Origin of the sequence: Azohydromonas sediminis (genome assembly GCF_003574675.1) — a bacterium.
Classification (GTDB): domain Bacteria; phylum Pseudomonadota; class Gammaproteobacteria; order Burkholderiales; family Burkholderiaceae_C; genus Calidifontimicrobium; species Calidifontimicrobium sediminis.
In genome coordinates, this window is record NZ_QOAZ01000013.1 from 28,418 (window position 1) to 48,218 (window position 19,801).

Annotated in this window: 20 protein-coding genes; 5 read left to right on the forward strand and 15 right to left on the reverse strand. The window is 73.3% G+C overall.

Features of this window, described 5'->3' with window-relative positions; all coding sequences use genetic code 11:
* Positions 1-72 precede the first annotated feature (72 nt).
* Positions 73-315, forward strand: a complete 243-nt coding sequence (locus DRV96_RS09020; RefSeq protein WP_119290098.1) for a hypothetical protein — start codon at positions 73-75, stop codon at positions 313-315.
* Between the two features lie 25 nt (positions 316-340).
* Here DRV96_RS09020 and DRV96_RS09025 read toward each other — a convergent pair whose 3' ends face one another.
* Positions 341-1,225, reverse strand: a complete 885-nt coding sequence (locus DRV96_RS09025) for a LysR substrate-binding domain-containing protein (protein WP_119290187.1) — start codon at positions 1,223-1,225, stop codon at positions 341-343.
* Between the two features lie 147 nt (positions 1,226-1,372).
* On the opposite strand from DRV96_RS09025, the gene DRV96_RS09030 reads away from it, so the two are divergent.
* Positions 1,373-2,548 carry an acyl-CoA dehydrogenase gene (locus tag DRV96_RS09030; protein WP_119290100.1) on the forward strand — a complete coding sequence of 392 codons (1,176 nt, stop codon included), beginning with the start codon at positions 1,373-1,375 and terminating at the stop codon, positions 2,546-2,548.
* Between the two features lie 123 nt (positions 2,549-2,671).
* The gene (locus DRV96_RS09035; RefSeq protein ID WP_119290189.1) at positions 2,672-3,877 is read left to right on the forward strand and encodes a CaiB/BaiF CoA transferase family protein; all 1,206 of its coding nucleotides are present in this window, start codon (positions 2,672-2,674) and stop codon (positions 3,875-3,877) included.
* A 19-nt stretch (positions 3,878-3,896) separates the two neighbouring features.
* Here the strand turns inward: DRV96_RS09035 and DRV96_RS09040 are convergent, their stop codons facing one another.
* The 10 genes from DRV96_RS09040 to DRV96_RS09085 form a co-directional block, all read right to left on the reverse strand.
* Positions 3,897-4,919, reverse strand: a complete 1,023-nt coding sequence (locus tag DRV96_RS09040; protein ID WP_119290102.1) for an NAD(P)/FAD-dependent oxidoreductase — start codon at positions 4,917-4,919, stop codon at positions 3,897-3,899.
* Positions 4,916-5,353 (reverse strand): nuclear transport factor 2 family protein, encoded by a 438-nt coding sequence (locus DRV96_RS09045; RefSeq protein WP_119290104.1) that lies wholly within the window; start codon positions 5,351-5,353, stop codon positions 4,916-4,918. Before DRV96_RS09045 ends, DRV96_RS09040 begins: the two co-directional genes overlap by 4 nt.
* Complete coding sequence (locus DRV96_RS09050; protein WP_119290106.1) at positions 5,350-6,135, reverse strand: SDR family NAD(P)-dependent oxidoreductase; 786 nt, start codon at positions 6,133-6,135, stop codon at positions 5,350-5,352. Before DRV96_RS09050 ends, DRV96_RS09045 begins: the two co-directional genes overlap by 4 nt.
* Positions 6,136-6,170: 35 nt before the next feature.
* On the reverse strand, positions 6,171-6,707 hold the full coding sequence (locus DRV96_RS09055) for a DUF3833 domain-containing protein (protein WP_119290108.1): 537 nt from the start codon (positions 6,705-6,707) through the stop codon (positions 6,171-6,173).
* On the reverse strand, positions 6,704-8,005 hold the full coding sequence (locus DRV96_RS09060; protein WP_119290110.1) for an MFS transporter: 1,302 nt from the start codon (positions 8,003-8,005) through the stop codon (positions 6,704-6,706). Before DRV96_RS09060 ends, DRV96_RS09055 begins: the two co-directional genes overlap by 4 nt.
* Positions 8,006-8,007: 2 nt before the next feature.
* On the reverse strand, positions 8,008-8,565 hold the full coding sequence (locus tag DRV96_RS09065) for a chalcone isomerase family protein (RefSeq protein ID WP_235823350.1): 558 nt from the start codon (positions 8,563-8,565) through the stop codon (positions 8,008-8,010).
* Entirely contained in the window at positions 8,562-9,797 is a 1,236-nt protein-coding gene (locus DRV96_RS09070) for an SAM-dependent methyltransferase (RefSeq protein ID WP_119290112.1), read from the reverse strand. The genes DRV96_RS09065 and DRV96_RS09070 overlap by 4 nt, the downstream gene beginning before the upstream one ends.
* 18 nt (positions 9,798-9,815) lie before the next feature.
* On the reverse strand, positions 9,816-10,592 hold the full coding sequence (locus DRV96_RS09075; protein WP_119290193.1) for a DUF1365 domain-containing protein: 777 nt from the start codon (positions 10,590-10,592) through the stop codon (positions 9,816-9,818).
* Positions 10,589-11,896: an NAD(P)/FAD-dependent oxidoreductase gene (locus DRV96_RS09080; RefSeq protein ID WP_119290114.1), complete on the reverse strand. Its 1,308-nt coding sequence runs from the start codon at positions 11,894-11,896 to the stop codon at positions 10,589-10,591. The genes DRV96_RS09075 and DRV96_RS09080 overlap by 4 nt, the downstream gene beginning before the upstream one ends.
* Before the next feature lie 328 nt (positions 11,897-12,224).
* Positions 12,225-12,818: a glutathione peroxidase gene (locus DRV96_RS09085; RefSeq protein ID WP_119290116.1), complete on the reverse strand. Its 594-nt coding sequence runs from the start codon at positions 12,816-12,818 to the stop codon at positions 12,225-12,227.
* A 64-nt stretch (positions 12,819-12,882) separates the two neighbouring features.
* Between DRV96_RS09085 and DRV96_RS09090 the strand changes: the two genes are divergently transcribed.
* Together DRV96_RS09090 and DRV96_RS09095 are read left to right on the forward strand one after the other, a co-directional pair.
* Positions 12,883-13,884 carry a MerR family transcriptional regulator gene (locus tag DRV96_RS09090; RefSeq protein WP_235823351.1) on the forward strand — a complete coding sequence of 334 codons (1,002 nt, stop codon included), beginning with the start codon at positions 12,883-12,885 and terminating at the stop codon, positions 13,882-13,884.
* A gap of 69 nt (positions 13,885-13,953) precedes the next feature.
* Positions 13,954-14,811 (forward strand): ferritin family protein, encoded by an 858-nt coding sequence (locus DRV96_RS09095; protein WP_119290118.1) that lies wholly within the window; start codon positions 13,954-13,956, stop codon positions 14,809-14,811.
* Positions 14,812-14,827: 16 nt separating this feature from the next.
* Here the strand turns inward: DRV96_RS09095 and DRV96_RS09100 are convergent, their stop codons facing one another.
* Genes DRV96_RS09100 through glnE form a run of 4 tightly spaced genes read right to left on the reverse strand, consistent with a single transcriptional unit; the run spans position 14,828 to position 19,776 of the window.
* On the reverse strand, positions 14,828-15,487 hold the full coding sequence (locus tag DRV96_RS09100; protein ID WP_119290120.1) for a glutathione S-transferase family protein: 660 nt from the start codon (positions 15,485-15,487) through the stop codon (positions 14,828-14,830).
* Between the two features lie 34 nt (positions 15,488-15,521).
* Positions 15,522-16,445: a DMT family transporter gene (locus DRV96_RS09105; protein ID WP_119290122.1), complete on the reverse strand. Its 924-nt coding sequence runs from the start codon at positions 16,443-16,445 to the stop codon at positions 15,522-15,524.
* Positions 16,442-17,053 (reverse strand): rhombosortase, encoded by a 612-nt coding sequence (gene rrtA / locus DRV96_RS09110; RefSeq protein ID WP_119290124.1) that lies wholly within the window; start codon positions 17,051-17,053, stop codon positions 16,442-16,444. Before rrtA ends, DRV96_RS09105 begins: the two co-directional genes overlap by 4 nt.
* Positions 17,032-19,776, reverse strand: a complete 2,745-nt coding sequence (glnE, locus tag DRV96_RS09115) for a bifunctional [glutamate--ammonia ligase]-adenylyl-L-tyrosine phosphorylase/[glutamate--ammonia-ligase] adenylyltransferase (protein WP_210757006.1) — start codon at positions 19,774-19,776, stop codon at positions 17,032-17,034. Before glnE ends, rrtA begins: the two co-directional genes overlap by 22 nt.
* Positions 19,777-19,801 lie beyond the last annotated feature (25 nt).

The following is a 19,801-nucleotide window of genomic DNA, read 5'->3' on the forward strand; positions in this document are numbered from 1 at the left end:
GTACGGCACCCGCGTCACCGACGATGGCGTCGAAGGGCCGGTGTGCGGGCCCACGATGACCGGGAGACTGGCATGACCTCCATCCGCTCGCTGTCCTCGCTCGTGCCGTGGCGCTGGTTCGCACGTGCGCGCCACGGGCGCCGCCGTCGGGGCGCCGCCTCGACGCGCGTGCAGGATGGCACGGCCGACGTCCTGCCGGCGCTGGCCGGCGACGACGACCTGCCGCGCGGCTGCGCCTGGTACCCGTCGAGCTTCGAACTCGTGCACGGCACCGACGTGCGCGAAGACGACGCGGCGGCGCTCGCGTGCGGGTGAGCGGCCGCGCCCGGCGGCGCGGGCCTCAGCGCGCCGTGGCGAGCAGCCAGCGTTCGAAGGTCTCGAGCGCCGGGCTCGCCGCCCCGTCGGGCACGACGAGCTCGTAGCGGCGGTCGCTGTCGAACGCGGCGGGCACCGGCTGCACGAGGCGGCCGCTGGCGAGCTCGTCGGCGACGAAGATGTCGGGCACCAGTGCGACGCCCAGGCCCTGCACCGCGGCCTCGATGCTCATCGAGAACAGCTCGTAGCGGGGGCCGCGCAGATCGCCGTCGACCTCGACGCCCGCCTGCGCGAACCAGCGCCGCCACGCGTCGGGGCGCGTCGTCTGCTGCAGCAGCGGCAGGCGGCCGAGCGCTTCGACGCTCAGCCGCTGGCCGCGCGGCACCACTGCCGGGCTGCACACCGGCACCAGCCGTTCGCCGATCAGCGGCACGCAGCGGCACCCGGCCCAGTGACCGTCGCCGGCGTGGATCGCCGCGTCGAGCCCGCTGCCGTCGAACAGGAACGGGCGCGTGCGCACGTGCAGGTTCAGCTGCAGCTGCGGCGCGGCGCGCGCGAGGTCGGGCAGCCGCGGCAGCAGCCAGCGCGTGGCGAACGTGGGCACCACGGCCAGCTCGATGACGCGGCGCTCTCCGCCATCGCCGGCGGCGACGTCGAGCGCGTCGGCCTCGAGCGCGGCCAGCCGCGCTGCGACGCGGCGCGCGTACCCGGCGCCGGCCGGCGTCAGCGCGACGCCGCGGCGCGTGCGCCGGAACAGCTTGACGCCCAGCGTGGCTTCGAGCGCGGCGATCTGGCGGCACACCGCACTTTGCGTCAGCGCGAGCTCCTCGGCGGCGAGCGTGAAGCTCTGGTGGCGGGCGGCCGCCTCGAAGGCGACGAGGGCGGTCGTGCTGGGCAGGCGGCGGCGCATCGCGGGCTCCTTGTCGAAGTGCGTTTCTTGCACTCGTCGATGCCGAATTCTCGTTTGCCCGCCGGAGCGCGGGCCGCTTAGCATGTCGGCTGGTGCGTGTGCCGAGTGAAGGCGCCGCATTTCGATGACCCCGCACCGGAGACCGCGATGGCCAAGCCCGCCTTCCACTGGGACGACCCGCTGCTGCTCGATGCGCAGCTGAGCGACGACGAGCGCGCGGTGCGCGACGCCGCGCACGCGTACTGTCAGGAGCGGCTGCTGCCGCGTGTCAAAGACGCCTTCCGCAGCGAGACGACCGACCCGGCGATCTTCCGCGAGATGGGCGAGCTCGGGCTGCTCGGGCCGACGATCCCCGAGGCCTACGGCGGCGCGGGCCTGAACTACGTCGCCTACGGCCTCATCGCGCGCGAGGTCGAGCGCGTCGACTCGGGCTACCGCTCGATGATGAGCGTGCAGTCGTCGCTCGTGATGGTGCCGATCCATGAGTTCGGCACCGAGGCGACGAAGCAGAAGTACCTGCCCAAGCTCGCGCGCGGCGAGTGGATCGGCTGCTTCGGCCTGACCGAGCCCAACGCCGGCTCGGACCCGGCGAGCATGACCACGCGCGCGCGCAAGGTCGACGGCGGCTGGCGCCTGACGGGGCAGAAGATGTGGATCAGCAACAGCCCGATCGCCGACGTGTTCGTCGTCTGGGCCAAGGACGACGACGGGCAGATCCGCGGCTTCGTGCTCGAGAAGGGGTGGAAGGGCCTGTCGGCACCGGCGATCCACGGCAAGGTGGGGCTGCGCGCGAGCATCACCGGCGAGATCGTGATGGACGACGTGTTCTGCCCCGACGAGAACGCGTTCCCCGAGGTGCGCGGGCTGAAGGGCCCGTTCACGTGCCTGAACAGCGCGCGCTACGGCATCGCGTGGGGTGCGCTCGGCGCGGCCGAGTTCTGCTACGCCACCGCGCGCCAGTACGTGCTCGACCGCAAGCAGTTCGGCCGTCCGCTGGCGGCCAACCAGCTGGTGCAGAAGAAGCTCGCCGACATGGCCACCGAGATCGCGCTGGGGCTGCAGGGCTGCCTGGTGTTCGGGCGCATGAAGGACGCCGGCACGGCGTCGATCGAGGCGACGTCGCTGCTCAAGCGCAACAGCTGCGGCAAGGCGCTGGAGATCGCGCGCACGGCGCGCGACATGCTCGGCGGCAACGGCATCAGCGACGAGTTCGGCATCGCGCGGCACCTGGTGAACCTGGAGGTCGTCAACACCTACGAGGGCACGCACGACATCCACGCGCTGATCCTCGGGCGCGCGATCACCGGGATCGCGGCGTTCTGATGGACCACCCCCGCAGCGCCTTCGGCGCATCCCCCTCGAGGGGGCGCCGCCGGCGGACCGGCGAAGCCGGATCCGCGGCGGCCGCCTGACGCGTCGGCGCGGCGTCGCCCGAGGTTGACCGAGGTGAGCGAACCATCCCCGACCGATCGCGCGCCACGCCCGCTGGCTGGCGTGCGCGTGCTCGACCTGTCGCGCGTGCTCGCGGGGCCGTGGTGCGGGCAGCTGCTGGCCGACTACGGCGCCGACGTGATCAAGGTCGAGCGCCCCGGCGCCGGCGACGACACGCGCGCGTGGGGCCCGCCGTGGTGGCAGGCGCCCGACGGCGCGCGCACGGCGAGCTACTACCTCGCGGCCAACCGCGGCAAGCGCTCGGTCGCGGCCGACCTCGCGAGCGCCGACGGCCAGGCGCTCGTGCGCGCGCTCGCCGCCGAGGCCGACGTGCTGATCGAGAACTACAAGGTCGGCCAGCTCGCGAAGTACGGGCTCGACCATGCGACGCTCGCGGACCTGAACCCGCGCCTGATCTACTGCTCGATCACCGGCTACGGCCAGGACGGGCCGTACGCGCAGCGCGCCGGCTACGACTTCGCGATTCAGGCGCAGGGCGGGCTGATGAGCATCACCGGCGAGCCCGGGCGCGAGCCGCAGAAGGTCGGGGTTGCCGTGGCGGACCTGATGACGGGGCTGTACGCCACCACCGCGATCCTTGCCGCGCTGCACGAGGCGAAGGCCACCGGCCGCGGGCGCCACATCGACGCCGCGCTGCTCGACGTGCAGGTCGCGATGCTCGCGAACCAGGCCAGCGGTTATCTCTGCAGCGGCCGCGTGCCGCAGCGCCAGGGCAACGCGCACCCGAGCATCGTGCCGTACCAGGTGTTCGAAAGTGCCGACGGCCACGTCGTGCTCGCGGTCGGCAACGACGGCCAGTTCGAGCGCTTCTGTGCCGTGGCCGGCTGCGCCGAGCTCGCCGCCGATTCCCGCTACGCGACCAACACCGAGCGCGTGCGCCACCGCGACGAACTCGTGCCGCGCCTGCAGCAGGTGATGCGCCAGCGCACGACGGCGGCGTGGGTCGAGGCGCTCGAAGCGGCGGCGGTGCCGTGCGCGCCGATCCTCGACATCGGCCAGGTGTTCGCCGACCCGCACGTCGTCGCGCGCGGCATCGCGCGCGCGGCGGATGGCGCGGTGCCGCCGGCCGTGCTGAGCCCGATGCGCTTCGACGGCCGGCGCGCCGCCGCCGAGCGGCCCGCGCCGGGGCTCGACGCCGACGGCGACGCGATCCGCGCCGCGCTCGCGCGCGACGGTCGCTGGCCCGGCACCGACGACTGAGGTCGCGCGAGGCGCCGCGTCAGCGCCGCCGCGCGTCGGCCGGCAGCGCCGCGACGACGCATTGCGCCAGCGCACGGCCCGAGCGCCACGCGCGCTCGACGCTCGAGGCGCCCGGGTCGGCGCACCACGCGTCGCCGCAGGCGCCGAGCGCGCGCTCGGCATCCCAGCCGCACGGCGCGGCCACCGGCTGCGGCACCTCGGCGTAGCGCCAGCGGTGCGCGACGGCGTGCACCGGCGTGCCCAGCGCGCGCACCGAGCGGCGGGCGAGGTCGTCGAGCAGGTGGCGGACGACCTCGGCCGCGTCGAGTTCCAGGTTGTGCGCGCTCCAGTACGGCGTGGCCGTCAGCACCCAGCGCTGCGCGCCGGACGCGTCGCGCGACGGCTTGCCGTTCTCGAGCCGTACGCAGGCCAGCGGGCCCAGCGGCGCGGTGCTGTCGGGGCGGTGGCACAGCGGGCCGAGCAGCGGGCGCTCGAGCACCGGCGCGCCGGCGTTCCACGCCGCCATCACGGCCCAGCAGGCTTCGCTGTGCACGCCGCTCAGCACCTGCGCCAGCGCCGGCGAGCCTGCCAGCAGCGGCACGGCCTGCTCGGCCGGCGTCGCGACGACGACGGCGTCGAACGCGCCGTCGCCGAGCACGCGGCGCTCGGCGTCGAGCACGTGCCAGCGCCCGCCGTCGCGCCCGATCGCCGCGACGCGCACGCCCTGGCGCACGTCGAGCGTCGCCGCGAGCGCGCGCGGCAGCGCGTTCATCGTCGGCACGCCCATCCACGCGCCGGGCAGCACGGGATCGGGCGCGACGACGCCGGCGGCGGCCCAGCGCGCGACTTCGGCGCCGAAGCCCTCGTCGTGGCCGTCGGCGCGCACCGCGAACGACGCGGCGCCGTGGTCGAACGTGCCGACGTCGGTCGCGCGCGTGGCCAGACGGCCGCCGGGCTGGCGGCCCTTGTCGAACAGCGTCACGGCCAGGCCCGCGTCGCGCAGCCGCGCGCCGCAGGCCAGGCCCGCGATGCCGGCACCGACGACGGCCACGCGCGGGCTCATGACCGCGCGCGCCGCTTGAGCCAGCGCATCAGCGCGCCGATGCCCGGCAGCTTCTCGTACAGCTCCTCGGCCGCGTCCCAGTAGTCGCGGTGCTCGGCGATGCGCCCGTCGGCGGCCAGCTTCAGGTGCGAGCCGCCGTGGATGCACTGCTCGCCCTGCGCGAAGCGCTTCATGCGGAACAGGAAGTCCCAGGTCAGGAAGCACTGGTCGCCGTCGACGACGATGTCGCGCACGACGAAGCGCGGCGCGTCGAGCGCGGCGAACATGTGCGCGAAGACGCCCGCGATCGCGTCGACGCCGCGCACGTCGTGGAACGGGTCCTTGAAGCGTGCGCCGTCGGCGTAGAGCTCGGCCAGCCGAGGCAGGTCCGACGGCGCGAGCGCCTCGAAGCGTGCCACCAGGCGCGCGACGCGCGCATCGGCGTGGCGGCTCACAGCCCGGTGGCGCGGCGGATCGCCGCGAAGTACAGCCCGTCGCTGAGCACGCTCAGCGCCTTGAGCGCGTGCGTGAAGCGCTTCGGGAAGTGGATCTCGAAGCGGCCCTTCTGCCAGCCGGCGACGATCTGGCGCGCGGCCTCGTCGGAGCCGATCAGCGCCGGCATGCGGAACTCGTTCTGCGCCGTCAGCGGCGTGTCGACGAAGCCCGGGTTGATCACCGAGACGCCGACGCCCAGCGGGTGCAGGTCGAGGTACAGCGTCTCGGCGAGGTTGATCAGCGCGGCCTTCGTCGGCCCGTACGCGAGCGACTTCGGCAGCCCGCGGTAGCCGGCCACGCTCGACACCAGGCTCAGGTGCGCGGGCTGGCCGGCCCCGGCCTGGCGGATCAGCTGCGGCAGCACGGCATCGAGCAGGTGCAGCGCACCGACGTAGTTGACCTGCTGGTGGCGCAGCGCGTCGTCGAGGTCGAACGCGGTCGCGCGCATCGGCTTGTAGTGGCCGGCGCAGTACATCGCGAGGTCGATGCGCCCGTGCTGTTCGACGATGCGCGCGGCGACCGTGCGCATCGCGTCGCGGTCGGTCGCGTCGAGCGCGATGGCCAGGCTGCCCGCGTGCTGCGCGGCGAACGCGTCGAGCGCCGCGGCGTTGCGCGCCGAGACGACGACGCGCGCGCCGAGCGCGTCCAGGTGCGCGGCGGTGGCGCGGCCGATGCCCGACGACGCGCCGACGAGCCAGACGACCTGGCGCGTCCAGTCGGTGATCGGCGGGTTCAGCGGCATCGCGGCGTCTCGCAATCGGTCACGTCAGGTGCCGGTCAGCGCTTGCTGAACGCGAGCGTGACTTCGCCCAGCGTGATGCCGAACTTGCTCATCACGGCCTTGTTGAGCATCACGCGCTCGTCGACGAGGTACATCCAGTCGTCGAACTGCACGTGGTAGACCTTGCCGTCGACCGGCAGCGCGAGCGTGTAGCGCCAGTTGAACGCGTTGCCGGCGGCCTGACCGCTGGCTTCGCCGATCACGTCGTCGGCGGTGCCGGTGTAGCGGCCGTCGGGCCACTTCTTGAGCCGCCAGACGCGGCGCTGCGTCTCGCCGTCGCTGTAGGTGAAGTACTCGTCGAGCACGCCGTCGTCGCCGTTCCAGTGGCACTTCATCAGCACCGTGAAGCGGCGCACGACCCTGCCGCTGCGGTCGGTGAAGATGCCGTGCGCGACGACGTCGCCGTTGAAGTACTCGCGCAGGTCCAGCAGCGGCCGCTCGGCGGCGTAGTCGGCCGGCTTCGGGCCGGCGCAGCCGGCCAGCGCGAGCGCGGCGGTGCCGGCGGCAGCGCCGAGCCACAGTCGTCGGTTCATTCGCAGGCTCCGTGGGGGTCGCGCATCCAGCGCGTGACGAGCAGCGCCGCGGCGCCGAGCTTGAGCACGCACGGCAGCGCACAGTACGCCACCGTCAGCGCCGTGAGCGCCTGCGGCTCGCGGCTGCCCGGCGTGTAGCCGAACAGCTGCAGCAGCGGCAGCGCGAGCCCGGCGGCCAGCGCGAGGTTGAGCTTGGTGGCGAAGTTCCACCAGCCGAAGTAGGCGCCCTCGGCCTGACCGCTGCGCCCGGCGCGCTGGATCACGCCGGCGAGCAGCGCGCCCGGCAGCGCGAGGTCGGCGCCGAGCGCCAGGCCGCTCGCGATGCACACGACGGTGAACGCGGCGACGTCGCCGGCGCCGAGGAACGCGGCCCAGACGAACGTGGCCACCGCGAGCAGCATGCCGGCCAGCCACGCACGCGCGAGCCCGACGCGGCGCACGATGCGCACCCACAGCGGCATCGACAGCGCACCGGCGGCGAAGTAGCTGGCGAGGAACAGCGGCTCGAACGCCGGCGCGTCGAGCCGGTCGCGGATGAAGAACAGCACCAGCGTCGCCGGCACGGCGCTGGCGATCCCGTTGACGAGGAACACGGCGAGCAGGCGGCGGAACGCCGCATCGCCCAGCGGCAGCGTCATCGACGGCACCCTGCCGGCTGCGGCGGGGTGCGACGCCGTGCGCGGCGCCTGCGCCAGCAGCGCGACGCCGGCGGCCAGCGCGACGGCGAACACGACGGTGGCCGCGCCCATCCCGGCCAGCGCCGGGAGCACACTGGCCACCAGCACACCGACGAGCGCGAAGCCCTCGCGCCACGCGACGACGCGCGCACGCTGCGCGGCGTCGCCGCCGAGCCGCGCGCCCCAGGCCTGGTGCAGCACCGCGAGCACGCTGTACGCGAGGTAGGTCCACACCAGCGCGGCGGCGCACCAGACGAGCAGCGCCGCGGTGCCCTCGACCGGCGGGAAGAACAGGGCGCGAAAGCCCACCGCCGCCGCGACTGCGGCAGCGACGGCGGCGACGAGGACGCGCGCCGTCGAGTGCTCGAACCAGCGGTCGACGAGGCGGCCGATCCACGGGTCGGTCACGGCGTCGAACAGGCGCGCGCCGAGCAGCACTGCGCCGAGCAGCGCGAGCGGCACGCCGAACACGCTCGCGTAGTGGTTCGGCAGCATCACGTACAGCGGCAGCGCGACGAAGGCCAGCGGCAGCCCGAGGCCGCCATAGGCGACGCCGAGGCGCCAGCCGGCGGGCGGCGCCGCCGTCGCTGCGGCCGGCGCGGCCATCGCGGGCGTCGCCATCGTCAGGTGCCCAGCAGCGCCGCGCGCAGCTGCGGCTCCGACGTCTGCGGCGACAGCCAGATGCCGAAGAACAGCCGCGTGAATTCGGCGTCGCGCACTTCGCCGATCGCGCGCCCGTTGGCGAAGAAGCGCGCGGCGGTGCCGGGCAGCTGCACGCCGGTGAGCCGGTCGCCGCGGTCGACGTCGGGCAGGATCGCCGCGAGCTGCGCCTGCCAGCGCTCGGCGCGCGCGTCGTCGAACGCGGCGAGGCGGCGCATCTCGACGATCGAGCGCTCGGCGATCAGCCGCCCGACGAGCCGGCGCGCGTATTCGATCTCGAGGGCCAGCGGCACGCGCGCATAGTCGTCGTCGGCCAGCGGGCGCGGCGCCCACAGCCGCGCCTCGTAGACCTGCAGGCCGAGGAAACGCAGGCGGCCGCTGCCGAGCAGGAGCACGCCGGGCAGTTCGGCAGCGATCTCGGGCGGCGCGATCGACGCGCGTGCTGGCCACGACGCCGCGGCCACCGCGCCCGTGGTGGCGAGCAGCAGCGCGCGCCGCGACACGCCGGCGCCGCGCGTCACGGGCGGCCTCCGTCGCGCTGCAGCGTGAACTGCACGACGTCGGTGTTGCCGGTGGCGAACGCGGCCTCGCAGTACGCGAGGTAGAACTCCCACGTGCGCATGAAGCGCGTGTCGAAGCCGAGCTTGCGCACCTGCGGCTCGCGCTGCAGGAACGCGGTGCGCCAGCGCGCGAGCGTCTCGGCGTAGTCGTGGCCGAACGCGAACTCGTCGACGACGCGCAGCGCGGCGCGGGCCGCCTCGGCGCGGAACGCCTGCGCGCTCGGCAACAGCCCGCCGGGGAAGATGTACTGCTGGATGAAGTCGGTCGAGCGCACGTAGCGCTCGAACAGGTCGTCACGGATCGTGATCGTCTGGATGCACGCGCGCCCCCCCGGCTTGAGCTTGTCGTGCACGGTGCGGAAGTAGTGCGGCCAGTACTCGCGGCCGACGGCCTCGAACATCTCGATCGAGCAGATCGCGTCGAACGGCGCGTCGGTGACGTCGCGGTAGTCCTGCAGGCGCAGGTCGGCGCGGTCGGCGAGGCCCGCGTCGGCCAGCCGCTTCGTCGCGTGCGCGAGCTGCTCGGTCGACAGCGTCAGCCCGGTGACGTGGGCGCCGAAGTCGCGCGCGGCGATCTCGGCCAGCGCGCCCCAGCCGCAGCCGATCTCGAGCAGCCGCCCACCCGGCGCGATGCCGCACTGCGCGAGCGCGCGGCGCACCTTGGCGTGCTGCGCATCGGGCAGCGAGCGCGACGTGTCGCCGGCGAACCACGCGCTCGAGTAGTTCATCGTCTCGTCGAGCCACAGCGTGTAGAACGAGTTGCCGATGTCGTAGTGCGCGTGGATGTTCTTGCGGCTGCCGCGGCGCGAGTTGCGGTGCAGCAGGTGCTTGAGCCGGTACGCGAGCGAACCCCACCACGAGCCGTAGATCAGCTGCTCGGCGGCGTCGCGGTTGGCGATGAAGACCTTCAGCAGCGCGGCGAGGTCGGGCGTCGTCCAGGTGCCGGCGATGTACGACTCGGCGAAGCCGATGTCGCCCGACTTCAGCGCGGCGGCGCACACGTCCCAGGTTCGCAGGCGGATCGCGCCGCGCGGCCCGGTGTCGGCCGGGTTGCCGAAGCGCAGCTGGTGGCCGTCGGGCAGCTGCACGTCGAGCGTGGCGCGCTGCAGGTGCTGCAGCATATTCAGCACGAGGCGCGCGGCGCGCGGCGCCGACGCGGGCAGGGCAAGCGAGGCGGTGGTGGTCGTGCTCATCGGAGGGCTCGTCGTCGTTCAACGGGTCACGAAGGCGGCCGGCGGCGCCGGCTTGCGGAAAAACGGTACGCGCTTGGCCCAAAGCAGCAGCGCCTGCCAGTGGATGCGCGCGATGACGCCCAGCGTCATCAGCGGCGTGCCGACGAAAGCGCGCCGCAGCGCGGCGGCCGTCAGCGGCTCGAGCACGCCGCTGACGCTGGTCTGCAGCAGCGGGCCGTCGGCGTCGTGGAGGTCGATGCGCACGGCGGTGCGCGGCGGCCGGCCGCGGCCGGCGAGGTCGGTGCGCATGAAGCGGAAGCGGTAGTCGCCCTCGATGCGGCAGAACGGCGAGACGTGGAACACCTTGCGCGCCGTCAGCTCGCGCCCGAAGCCGACGCGCTCGCCGGCGAGCAGATAGCAGTGACGTTCGCCGAACGTGTTGTTGACCTCGGCGACGATCGCCGCGAGCGAGCCGTCGCGGCGGTGGCAGTACCAGAAGCTGACGGGCTTGAACACGTAACCGAGCACGCGCGGATAGCAGTGCAGCCAGACCTCGCCGTCGGCGTCGGCGATGCCTTCGCGCACCAGCAACTCGTCGAGCCACGCGAGGCAGTCGTCGCGCCCGTCGCCGTGGTCGCGGTCGAAGAACGCGATCGGCGCGAAGCGGTTGCGCGGCAGCGCCGCGTCGGGTTGCGCGCGCAGCGTGCGCAGCGGCAGCAGCAGGAAGTAGGTCGGGTACGCGAAGCCGTGGCGCGCCGGACGCAGCCGCTGGTGGCGCACCACGCCACGGCCGAGCAGCGCGCGCGGTGCGCTCACGCGGCCTCCGGCGTCGTCGCCGCGCTCTGGTGCCACGCGGCGCGCAGACCGTCGACGACGGCGAGCCCCGACATCAGGCCGTCCTCGTGGAAGCCGTAGCGCGTCCACGCGCCGCAGAACCAGGTGTGCGCGCGGCCCTGGATCTCGTGCAGGCGCTGCTGCGCGTCGATCGCGGCCTGGTCGAACACCGGGTGCGCGTAGTCGAACTCGGCCAGCACCGCGGCGGCGCGCGGCGCGCGCACCGGGTTCAGCGAGACGACGAGCGGCGTCGTGAAAGGCAGCGGCTGCAGCTTGTTCATCAGGTAGTGCAGGCACACCTGCGAGCGCTCGCGCGCGTCGTCCGACGCACGCTCGTAGTTCCACGACGCCCACGCGAGCCGGCGCCGCGGCAGCACGGTGGTGTCGGTGTGCAGCACCGCGCGGTTGGGGTGGTAGCGGATCGCGCCGAGCACCTCGCGCTCGGCGTCGGTCGCGTCGGCGAGCAGCGCGAGGCTCTGGTCGGAGTGGCACGCGAGCACGACGTCGTCGAAGCGCTCGCTGCCGTGGTCGGTCGCGACGACGACGCCGTACTCGGCCGACCCCGGCGGGATGCGACGCACCGAGCGCACCGGCGTGTTCAGGCGCGCGTCGTCGATGCGCTCGAGCATCTTGCGCACGTACTGCCGCGCGCCGCCGCGCACCGTGAACCACGGCGGCCGGTCGTCGACCTGCAGCAGACCGTGGTTGTGGCAGAAGCGGATCATCGTCGCGATCGGGAAGCGCAGCATCTGGTCGGTCGGGCACGACCAGATGCAGCCGATCATCGGCAGGAAGTACCAGTCGCGGAACTCGTTGCCGAAGCCCTGCGCGCGCAGGAACTCGCCGATCGGCTGGCGCAGCTCGTCGTCGGCATTGCGTTGCGCGATCGCCGTCGTCACGCGGTTGAAGCGCAGGATCTCGGCGAGCAGCTTCCAGAAGCGCGGGCGCAGCAGGTTCGAGCGCTGCGCGAACACGCTGTTGAGGTTGCTGCCACTCCATTCGAGCGGCAGGTCGGGCACCTGCACCGAGAACGACATGTCCGACGGCGCCAGCGGCACGCCGAGTTCGGCGAACAGCGCGAGCAGCCGCGGGTAGGTGCGCTCGTTGAGGACGATGAAACCGGTGTCGATGCCGTGCGTGACGCCGTCGAGCGTCACGTCGACCGTGTTCGTGTGACCGCCGAACCAGCGGCCGGCCTCGAACAGCGTGACCCGTGCCTCGCGCGCGAGGTGCCACGCGGCGGCCAGACCCGAGATGCCGGAGCCGATGACGGCGACGCGGCGCATCGTTCAGCCCTGCACCAACGCAAGCGGGGCACCGAAGCCGGTGCCCCGCGGGATAAAAGCTGCTGTGGGCCGCCCCGGAGCGAAGGAGGGAGGGAGGAGGGAGGAGGAGAGACGCTCCGAGATTCCAGCCGGCGAAGCCGGCGGGCTGCACAGCAGGGAAACCTTCGACGCCGTCGCCATCGGCGACCCTGACGCGCACTGCCTATGAGCGGCGCCGGGCGCGTGAGTTCCCCGACGCTGATCACGCACCCGCGCGCGGGGGCAAGGAAAGCGGCGAGTCTGGCTAGACGCGATGTGAACCATAGCGTCTATTAATATACTCAAAAGTCTATTCTTTGGCCAGCAGCCGCTCGATTTCCTTGGTCAGCGCTCGGGATTGCGGATCGACTGCGCTGGCGAAGCTGACCACCTCCTGCCCATCGCGGCTGACGAGGTACTTGTGGAAGTTCCACTGCGGGGCTTGCCCGGTGCGCTGCGCGAGGGCGCGGAACAGCGGGTTGGCCTGTGCGCCGACGACGCTCGACTTGGCGAACATCGGGAAGCGGACACCAAAGGTGTTCTCGCAGAATTCGGCGATCTGGGCGTTGCTGCCCGGCTCCTGCCGGCCGAAATCGTTCGACGGGAAGCCGAGCACGACGAAGCCGCGTGCCGCATAGCGCTGCTGCAGCGCCTCGAGGCCCTTGTACTGCCCCGTGAAGCCGCAATAGCTCGCCGTGTTGACGACGAGCACGACCTTGCCCGCATGGGTGCACAGGTCGATCGGCCGCTCGTCCTGCAGACGTGGCATCGTCTGCTGCAGCAGCGCCGGGCACGTCGCGTCGCGACCTGCGGCGGTTGCCGACGACATGGCCAGCACCGCCGCGAACGCCACGCCCACCCGCCGGTGCCACGCCGCCGGCCGACGGCAAACTCTTCGATTCATACCCCTTGTCCTGTGCAAATATTGACGACGAGCCAATATTAGGCCGCGAACCCGAGAGTTGCCGATGAGCGTCCTGGACAGCAATGCCGTCGACATGGCCGAGGCCACCGTGTCGCAAGGCGGCGGGATGGCGCGCGCCTCGCGCCCGCTGACGCTGTCGATCGCTGCCGTCGAGCGCGACACCGGCCTGAGTAAGGACACGCTTCGCGCGTGGGAGCGACGCTACGGCTTTCCGGCCCCGCAGCGCGACCGCCACGGCGAGCGCGCCTACCCGCTCGAACAGGTCGAGAAGCTGCGCACGGTCAAGCGCCTGCTCGACGCCGGCCACCGGCCTGGACGCATCGTGTCGTTGCCGAGCGAGGACCTGCAGCGACTGGCGGCCTCGATGCCGGACCAGCGCCCGCCCGTACCCGGCCGCGCGCTGGCGGTGACGCCGTCGGACCTGCAGCCCTACCTCGACCGCCTGCGCGCGCACGACATCGTCGGCTTGCGGCGCGCGCTGGCGCGCGGCCTCGCGCGTGCGGGCCTCGGTCGCTTTGTCGTCGAGGTCGCGGCGCCGCTGGCCACCGTCGTCGGCGAGGCGTGGGTTCGCGGCGATCTGGAGGTCTACCAGGAACACGCGCTGACCGAGTCGCTGCAGTCGGTCCTGCGCCACGCGCTGGCGGCGCTGCCCGAGCCGGAGGCCGGCGCGAGGCCGCGCGTGCTGCTGACCACCTTCCCCGGCGAGCCGCACGGGCTCGGGCTGCTGATGGCCGAGGCGACGCTGGCCATCGAAGGGGCGGCGTGCGTGTCGCTGGGCGTGCAGACGCCGCTGTGGGACATCGTGCTCGCCGCCGAGGCCTACCGCGCCGACGTCGTCGCGATCGGGTTCACCGCCAGCGTCAACCCGAACCACATCCTCGACGGGCTGGCCGAACTGCGCGCGAAGCTGCCGGCGACGACGGCGCTGTGGGCCGGCGGGGTCCTGCCGCTGCTGCAGCGCCACGCCGTCGAAGGCGTCGACGCGATGCCCACGCTCGACGCGCTCGTGGCAGCGGTGCACGCCTGGCGCGCGGCCCGCCGCTGAGCACACAGCCCCTGGACGCGCTCGCCCGCAGGGGCCGCCTACAATCCCGCCGCCGATCGCAGGACCGCCATGCTCTACCCTGAACTGTTCAAGCAACTCGAAGCCGTGCGCTGGAACATGGACACCGACATTCCATGGGACCGGTTCGACGCCGCGCGGCTGAGCGACGAGCAGGCGCAGACGGTGAAGATGAATGCGATCACCGAATGGGCGGCGCTGCCGGCCACCGAGATGTTCCTGCGCGACAACCGCGACGACAGCGACTTCTCGGCGTTCATGAGCGTGTGGTTCTTCGAGGAGCAGAAGCACTCGCTGGTGCTGATGGAGTACCTGCGCCGCTTCCGCCCGGACCTGGTGCCCACCGAGGACGAGCTGCACGCGGTGCGCTTCGAGTTCGACCCCGCGCCGCCGCTCGAGACGCTGATGCTGCACTTCTGCGGTGAAGTGCGGCTGAACCACTGGTACCGGCGTGCCGCCGAGTGGCACACCGAGCCGGTCATCAAGGCCATCTACGAGACGCTGGCGCGCGACGAGGCGCGCCACGGCGGCGCGTACCTGCGCTACATGAAGCGCGCGCTGGCGCGCTTCGGCGACGAGGCGCGCGCCGCGTTCGCGAAGGTCGGCGTGCTGATGGCCAGCGCGCGCCGCACCGCGCAGGCGCTGCACCCGACGAACCTGCACGTCAACGAGAAGCTGTTCCCGCGCGACACGGTGCAAAGCCGCCTGCCCGACCCGCAGTGGCTCGAGCGCTGGCTCGACCGCCAGATCCAGTTCGACGCCGCGTGGGAAGGCAAGGTCGTCGAGCGCATCCTGCACAACCTCGGCCTGCTGATGGAGCGCAGCTTCGCCAGCGTGCAGGAGCTCAACCGCTTCCGCAAGGAAATCAGCGCGCGCCTGGCGGCCGCGCCGGCGCTGCAGCCGGTCTGAGCCGGCCGACGCGGCGTCAGGCCTTCTTGCTCGCGGCCAGCGCGTCGAGGTCGGCCTTGCGGTCGGCATCGACCTTCTGCGCGCTCGGGCGCTGCGCGATCATCTTGCCGTAGCCCTTCCAGTCGATGCCGTGCTCGGCCAGCAGGTCGGTGCCGAGCACGCTGCGCGTGGCCAGCGCCACCAGCGGCAGGTTCACGTAGGCGGCGCAGTCGGCCATCGTGAAGGTGTCGCCGGCGACGTACGGCGCGAACTTCGCCAGCCGCTTGAACGCCGGGATGTTCTTCGTCAGCTGCTTGCGCACGCGCTCCTGCGTCGCCTCGCTGACCGTGCCGCCGAAGAAGGCCTGCGCATACAGCTCGCGCGCGACCAGCTCGAGGTGCAGGTTCGTGAAGATCATCAGCTCGCGCACCTTCGCCGCCGCGAACGGGTCGGCCGGCAGCAGCGCCGGCGTCGGGTGCGCGGCTTCGAGGTACTCGAGGATGGCCTGGCTCTCGCACAGCGGCCCGTGCGGCGTGCGGATGAACGGGATCTTGCCCAGCGGCGAGGCCGACAGCACCGCCTCGTCGGTGCGGCCCGTCATCACGCGCTCCTCGGTGAACGGCACGCCCTTCTCGAGCAGCGCGAGCTTGACCTTGTTGTAGTAGTTCGACAGCGGGAAGCCGCACAGCGTGATCATCGTCAGTCTCCTCGGGTGGGGGTGGGTAGCGAGTCTATGCGGCCGCGCGCGGGCGCGCCGGCCGGCTGACGACGGCAATACCCGCCGACACCGCCACCAGCGCGACGACGAGCCGCACCGTCACCGGCTCGCCGAGCAGCAGCGCGCCGGCGAGCAGCCCGAACACCGGCGTCAGCAGCACGAACGAGGCGATCAGCGTCGCCGGGTAGTGGCGGATCAGCCAGAACCACAGCAGGTAGCTCGCGAACGTGACGACGACGGTCTGGAACGCGAGCAGCGCCCACGCGAGCGCGCTCGTCTGCGCCGGCCACGACTCGCCCACCGCGACGCCGCCGGCCGTCAGCAGCAGGCCCGAGACGGCCAGCTGGTACAGCAGCGTCTTCTCGGGCAGCGCGCTGGTCAGCGCCGAGCCGCGGATGACGAGCGTCGTCGCGCCCCAGAACAGCGCCGCCAGCACGCCCAAACCGTCGCCGATCCACTGCCGGTCGCTGACCGCCTTGGCGCCGAAGCCGTCGGCGAACGCGAACGCGACACCGGCGAAGGCGGCCACCAGCCCGCCGAGCTGCAGCGCCGACAGCCGCTCGGCGCGCGCGATGAATGGCATGCCCAGCGCGACGACGAACGGTGACAGGTACAGGAACACCGCCATGCGGCCGGCCGTCGTGAACTGCAGCCCGACGAAGATGCACGCGAACTCGGCGGCGAACAGCGCACCGGCCAGCCAGCCCGCGCGCGCCGTCGGCGGCGCGCCGGGCGCGTCGCGCAGCGGCAGCCGGCGCGATGCCGCCCACAGGAACACCAGCGCCGCGCCCCCCAGCGAGCGAGCGCCCGCCTGCAGCAGCGGCGGAATCTCGACCAGCGCGACCTTCGCCGCGACCTGGTTCAGCCCCCACAGCACGCAGCACAGCACCAGCGACGCGACGGCGATGGCGTCGAGGCTCGTCTTGCGATCGGTCATCGCGTCGATGCTAGCCGGCCGCGTCGTGGCCGCGCCGCCCAGGCGCCGAGCAGCGCGCCCGCTGCCGCACCGCTCGCGTGCGCCAGTGGCGCGACCGCGAAGTCCCACGGCGGCACGCTCTGCAAGGCGGCGCGCCACGGCGCCTCGAGCACGACCTTGAGCGCCAGGGCGCCGAGCACGGCCGCACCGATGGTGCGCCGCGCGCCGCGCTCGCGCACCAGCAACCGCACGGCGACGATCGCGACGCCGGCGTGCAGCACCCCGGACAGGCCGCCGTAGTGCGCGAGCTGCGGCTGCGCGAGCAGCGCCAGGTGCGTCACCGGCCACGCCGCGGCCCACGCGAGCGCGCTGCGCGCGGGCACCCGCGCGACCCAGCCCCAAGCGACGACGGCGGCGACCCCGACGACGTTGACGGCCAGGTGCCGCGCGCTCCAGTGCACGAACGCGGCGCTCCACCAGCGCCACGGCTCGCGCCACGCCAGCGCGGGCTGCCAGTCGAGCGCCGCCGCTGGCAGCGCCGTCGCGACGAGCGCGCCGGCGAGCAGTGCGATCCCGAGTGCGGCCCACGCGAGGCCGCGGTCACCGTTCAGCCGAACACCGCGTGCCACAGCGCGAGGATCGCGTCGCGCTCGCGGCTCAGCAGCGCCGGGTCGACCTGGGTCGGCTGCTCGTCGAGCCGCGCGCGGTGCTGCGCGCGGCGCAGTTCGCGGTACGCATCGGCGGCGGCCTGGCCGACGCCCGGCGGCAGCAGCGCCGCGGCCTCGGCGCGCAGCAGCAGCGCGATGTTGCCGACGTTGTCGAGCAGCGCCGGGTGTCGCGCGGCGTGCGCGAGCACGAGGTACTGCACCGCGAACTCGGCGTCGATCATGCCGCCTTCGCTGTGCTTGACGTCGAACAGCCCCGGCTTGACCGGGTGCGCGGCGCGCACCTTGTCGCGCATCGCGTGGATCTCGGCGCGCAGCGCGGCCGCATCGCGCTCGGCGGCCAGCACGTGGCGGCGCACTGCCTCGAAGCGCGGCGCGAGGTCGGGCGCGCCGGCGCACCAGCGCGCGCGCGTGAGCGCCTGGTGCTCCCAGGTCCACGCGGTGTTGCTGCCGCGCCCCTCCTGGTAGGCCTCGAACGACCGCATCGACGTCACGAGCAGACCCGAGTTGCCGTTGGGCCGCAGCGCCGTGTCGATCTCGAACAGCTCGCCGGCGGCGGTGCGCAGCGTCAGCCACGTGATCAGCTTGCGCACGAAGGCGCCGTAGACCTCGGGTGCGCGCTCGTCGTCGTCGTCGTAGAGGAACACGAGGTCCAGATCGCTGCCGTAGCCGAGCTCCTTGCCACCGAGCTTGCCGTAGGCGATCACCGCGAGCCGCGGGTCGTCGCGGTGGCGCTGCTTCAGCCGCGGCCAGGCCCAGTCGATCGTGCAGGCGAGGGTGGCGTCGGCCAGCGCCGACAGGTCGTCGGCGACCTGCTCGACCGTGATCTGGCCTTCGACGTCGCGCACCAGCGTGCGGAACACCTCGGCGTGGTGCGCGCGGCGCAGCGTGTCGAGCAGCGATTCCTCCGACGCCTCGCCCGAGCGTTGCCACGCCGCGTGGCGCTCTTCGAGGTCGCGCCGGTAGCTCGCGGCGTCGAAGCGCCCGCCGAGCAGCCGCGTGTCGGCGAGCTCGTCGATCACGCCGGGGTGGCGCAGCAGATAGCGCATCGGCCAGCGCGCCAGCCCGAGCAGGCGCAGCAGGCGGCCGAGCACCTCGGGACGCTCGACGAGCAGCGCGAGGTAGCTCTCGCGGCGCAGCAGCGGCTCGACCCAGTCGACGAAGCGCAGCGCGGCGTCCTCGGTCGCGTCGCCGGCGGCGACCGCCGCGGCCACGCGCTGCACCAGATGGCCCAGGCGCAGCTTGCTGTCGTCGCGCAGCGCCTGCACGCGCGGCTGGCGCGCCCACGCGCGCACGCGCTCGGCCATCGCGGCGGGCAGCTTCTCGAGCAGGCGCTCGCTGTCGATCGCCAGCGGGCCCGACCCGCAGTGGCGGCAGCCGCCGCGGCCGTTGCCGCCAGAGGGTGCGCGCCCGTCGTGCAGCAGCGCGTCGAACTCGGTGGCGACGAACTCGCGCGTCGCGCACAGCCGGTCGAGCAGCTCGCACGCGTCGGCGTGACACGCGAGGCCCAGCGAGCGCGCGATCCAGCCGAGGTCGCCGTCGGCGGTGGGCAGCAGGTGCGTCTGCTGGTCGTCGAGGTACTGGATGCGGTGCTCAATGCGGCGCAGGAACACGTAGGCCTCGGCCAGCCGCGCCGCGGTGTCGGCGCTCATCAGCCCGCGCGCGACGAGGCGGTCGAGCCCGCGCAGCGTCGAGCGCGTGCGGATCTCGGGAAACTGGCCGCCGCGCACGACGAGCAGCAGCTGCACGATGAACTCGATCTCACGGATGCCGCCGCGCGAGAGCTTGACGTCGTTGGCGCGCTCGGGGCGGCCGGCGGCGCGGCGCTGCGCCTCGTCGCGGATCTTCGCGTGCAGCTGGCGCAGCCCCTCGAACACGCCGTAGTCGAGGTAGCGGCGGTAGACGAAGGGCTGCACGAGCGCGCGCAACGCCAGCGCACGCCCGCTCGTGACGGCCGCGCGCGGCGCGACGACGCGGCTCTTCAGCCACGCGAAGCGCTCCCACTCGCGGCCCTGCACGAGGAAGTACTCCTCGAGCATCCCGAGGCTGACCACCGGCGGCCCGGACAGGCCGTTGGGCCGCAGCGCGAGGTCGACGCGGAACACGAAGCCGTCGTCGGTCGTGTCGCCGATCAGCGCGTACAGCCGCTTGGCGACCTTCGAGAAATACTCGTGTGCGCTGACCGGCACCGCGCCGTCGGTGTGGCCGTCGTCGTCGTAGACGTAGACGAGGTCGATGTCGGACGAGACGTTGAGCTCGCGCGCGCCGAGCTTGCCCATGCCGACGATCCACATCTCGATCGGCGCGCCGGCGTCGCTGCGCGGTGCGCCGTGGCGCACCTGCTCGTCGGCGTGCGCCTGCGCGAGCGCGCGCTCGAGCGTGACCTCGGCCAGCGCCGTCATCGCGCCGGTCACGTCGTCGAGCGCGGCGCCCTGCTCGACGTCGAGCACCGCCAGGCGCTCGAGCACCAGCTGGCGCGCGACGCGCATCGCCGCGCCCAGGTCGCGTCCGCGGGCACACAGCGTGTCGATCAGGGCGCCGATCGTGGCGGCGTCGGGCACGCCGGCGGCCAGCAGCGGCAGTTCGTCGGCGTAGCGGCGGCGCACGCGCTGCACTAAGCGGCTGTGCGCGGCCGACGCCATGCCCGCCGGCAGCGACGGCGGGGCGGGCAGCGGGGGTGACGTCATTGGCGGGGAGGCGGTGTGCTAGATT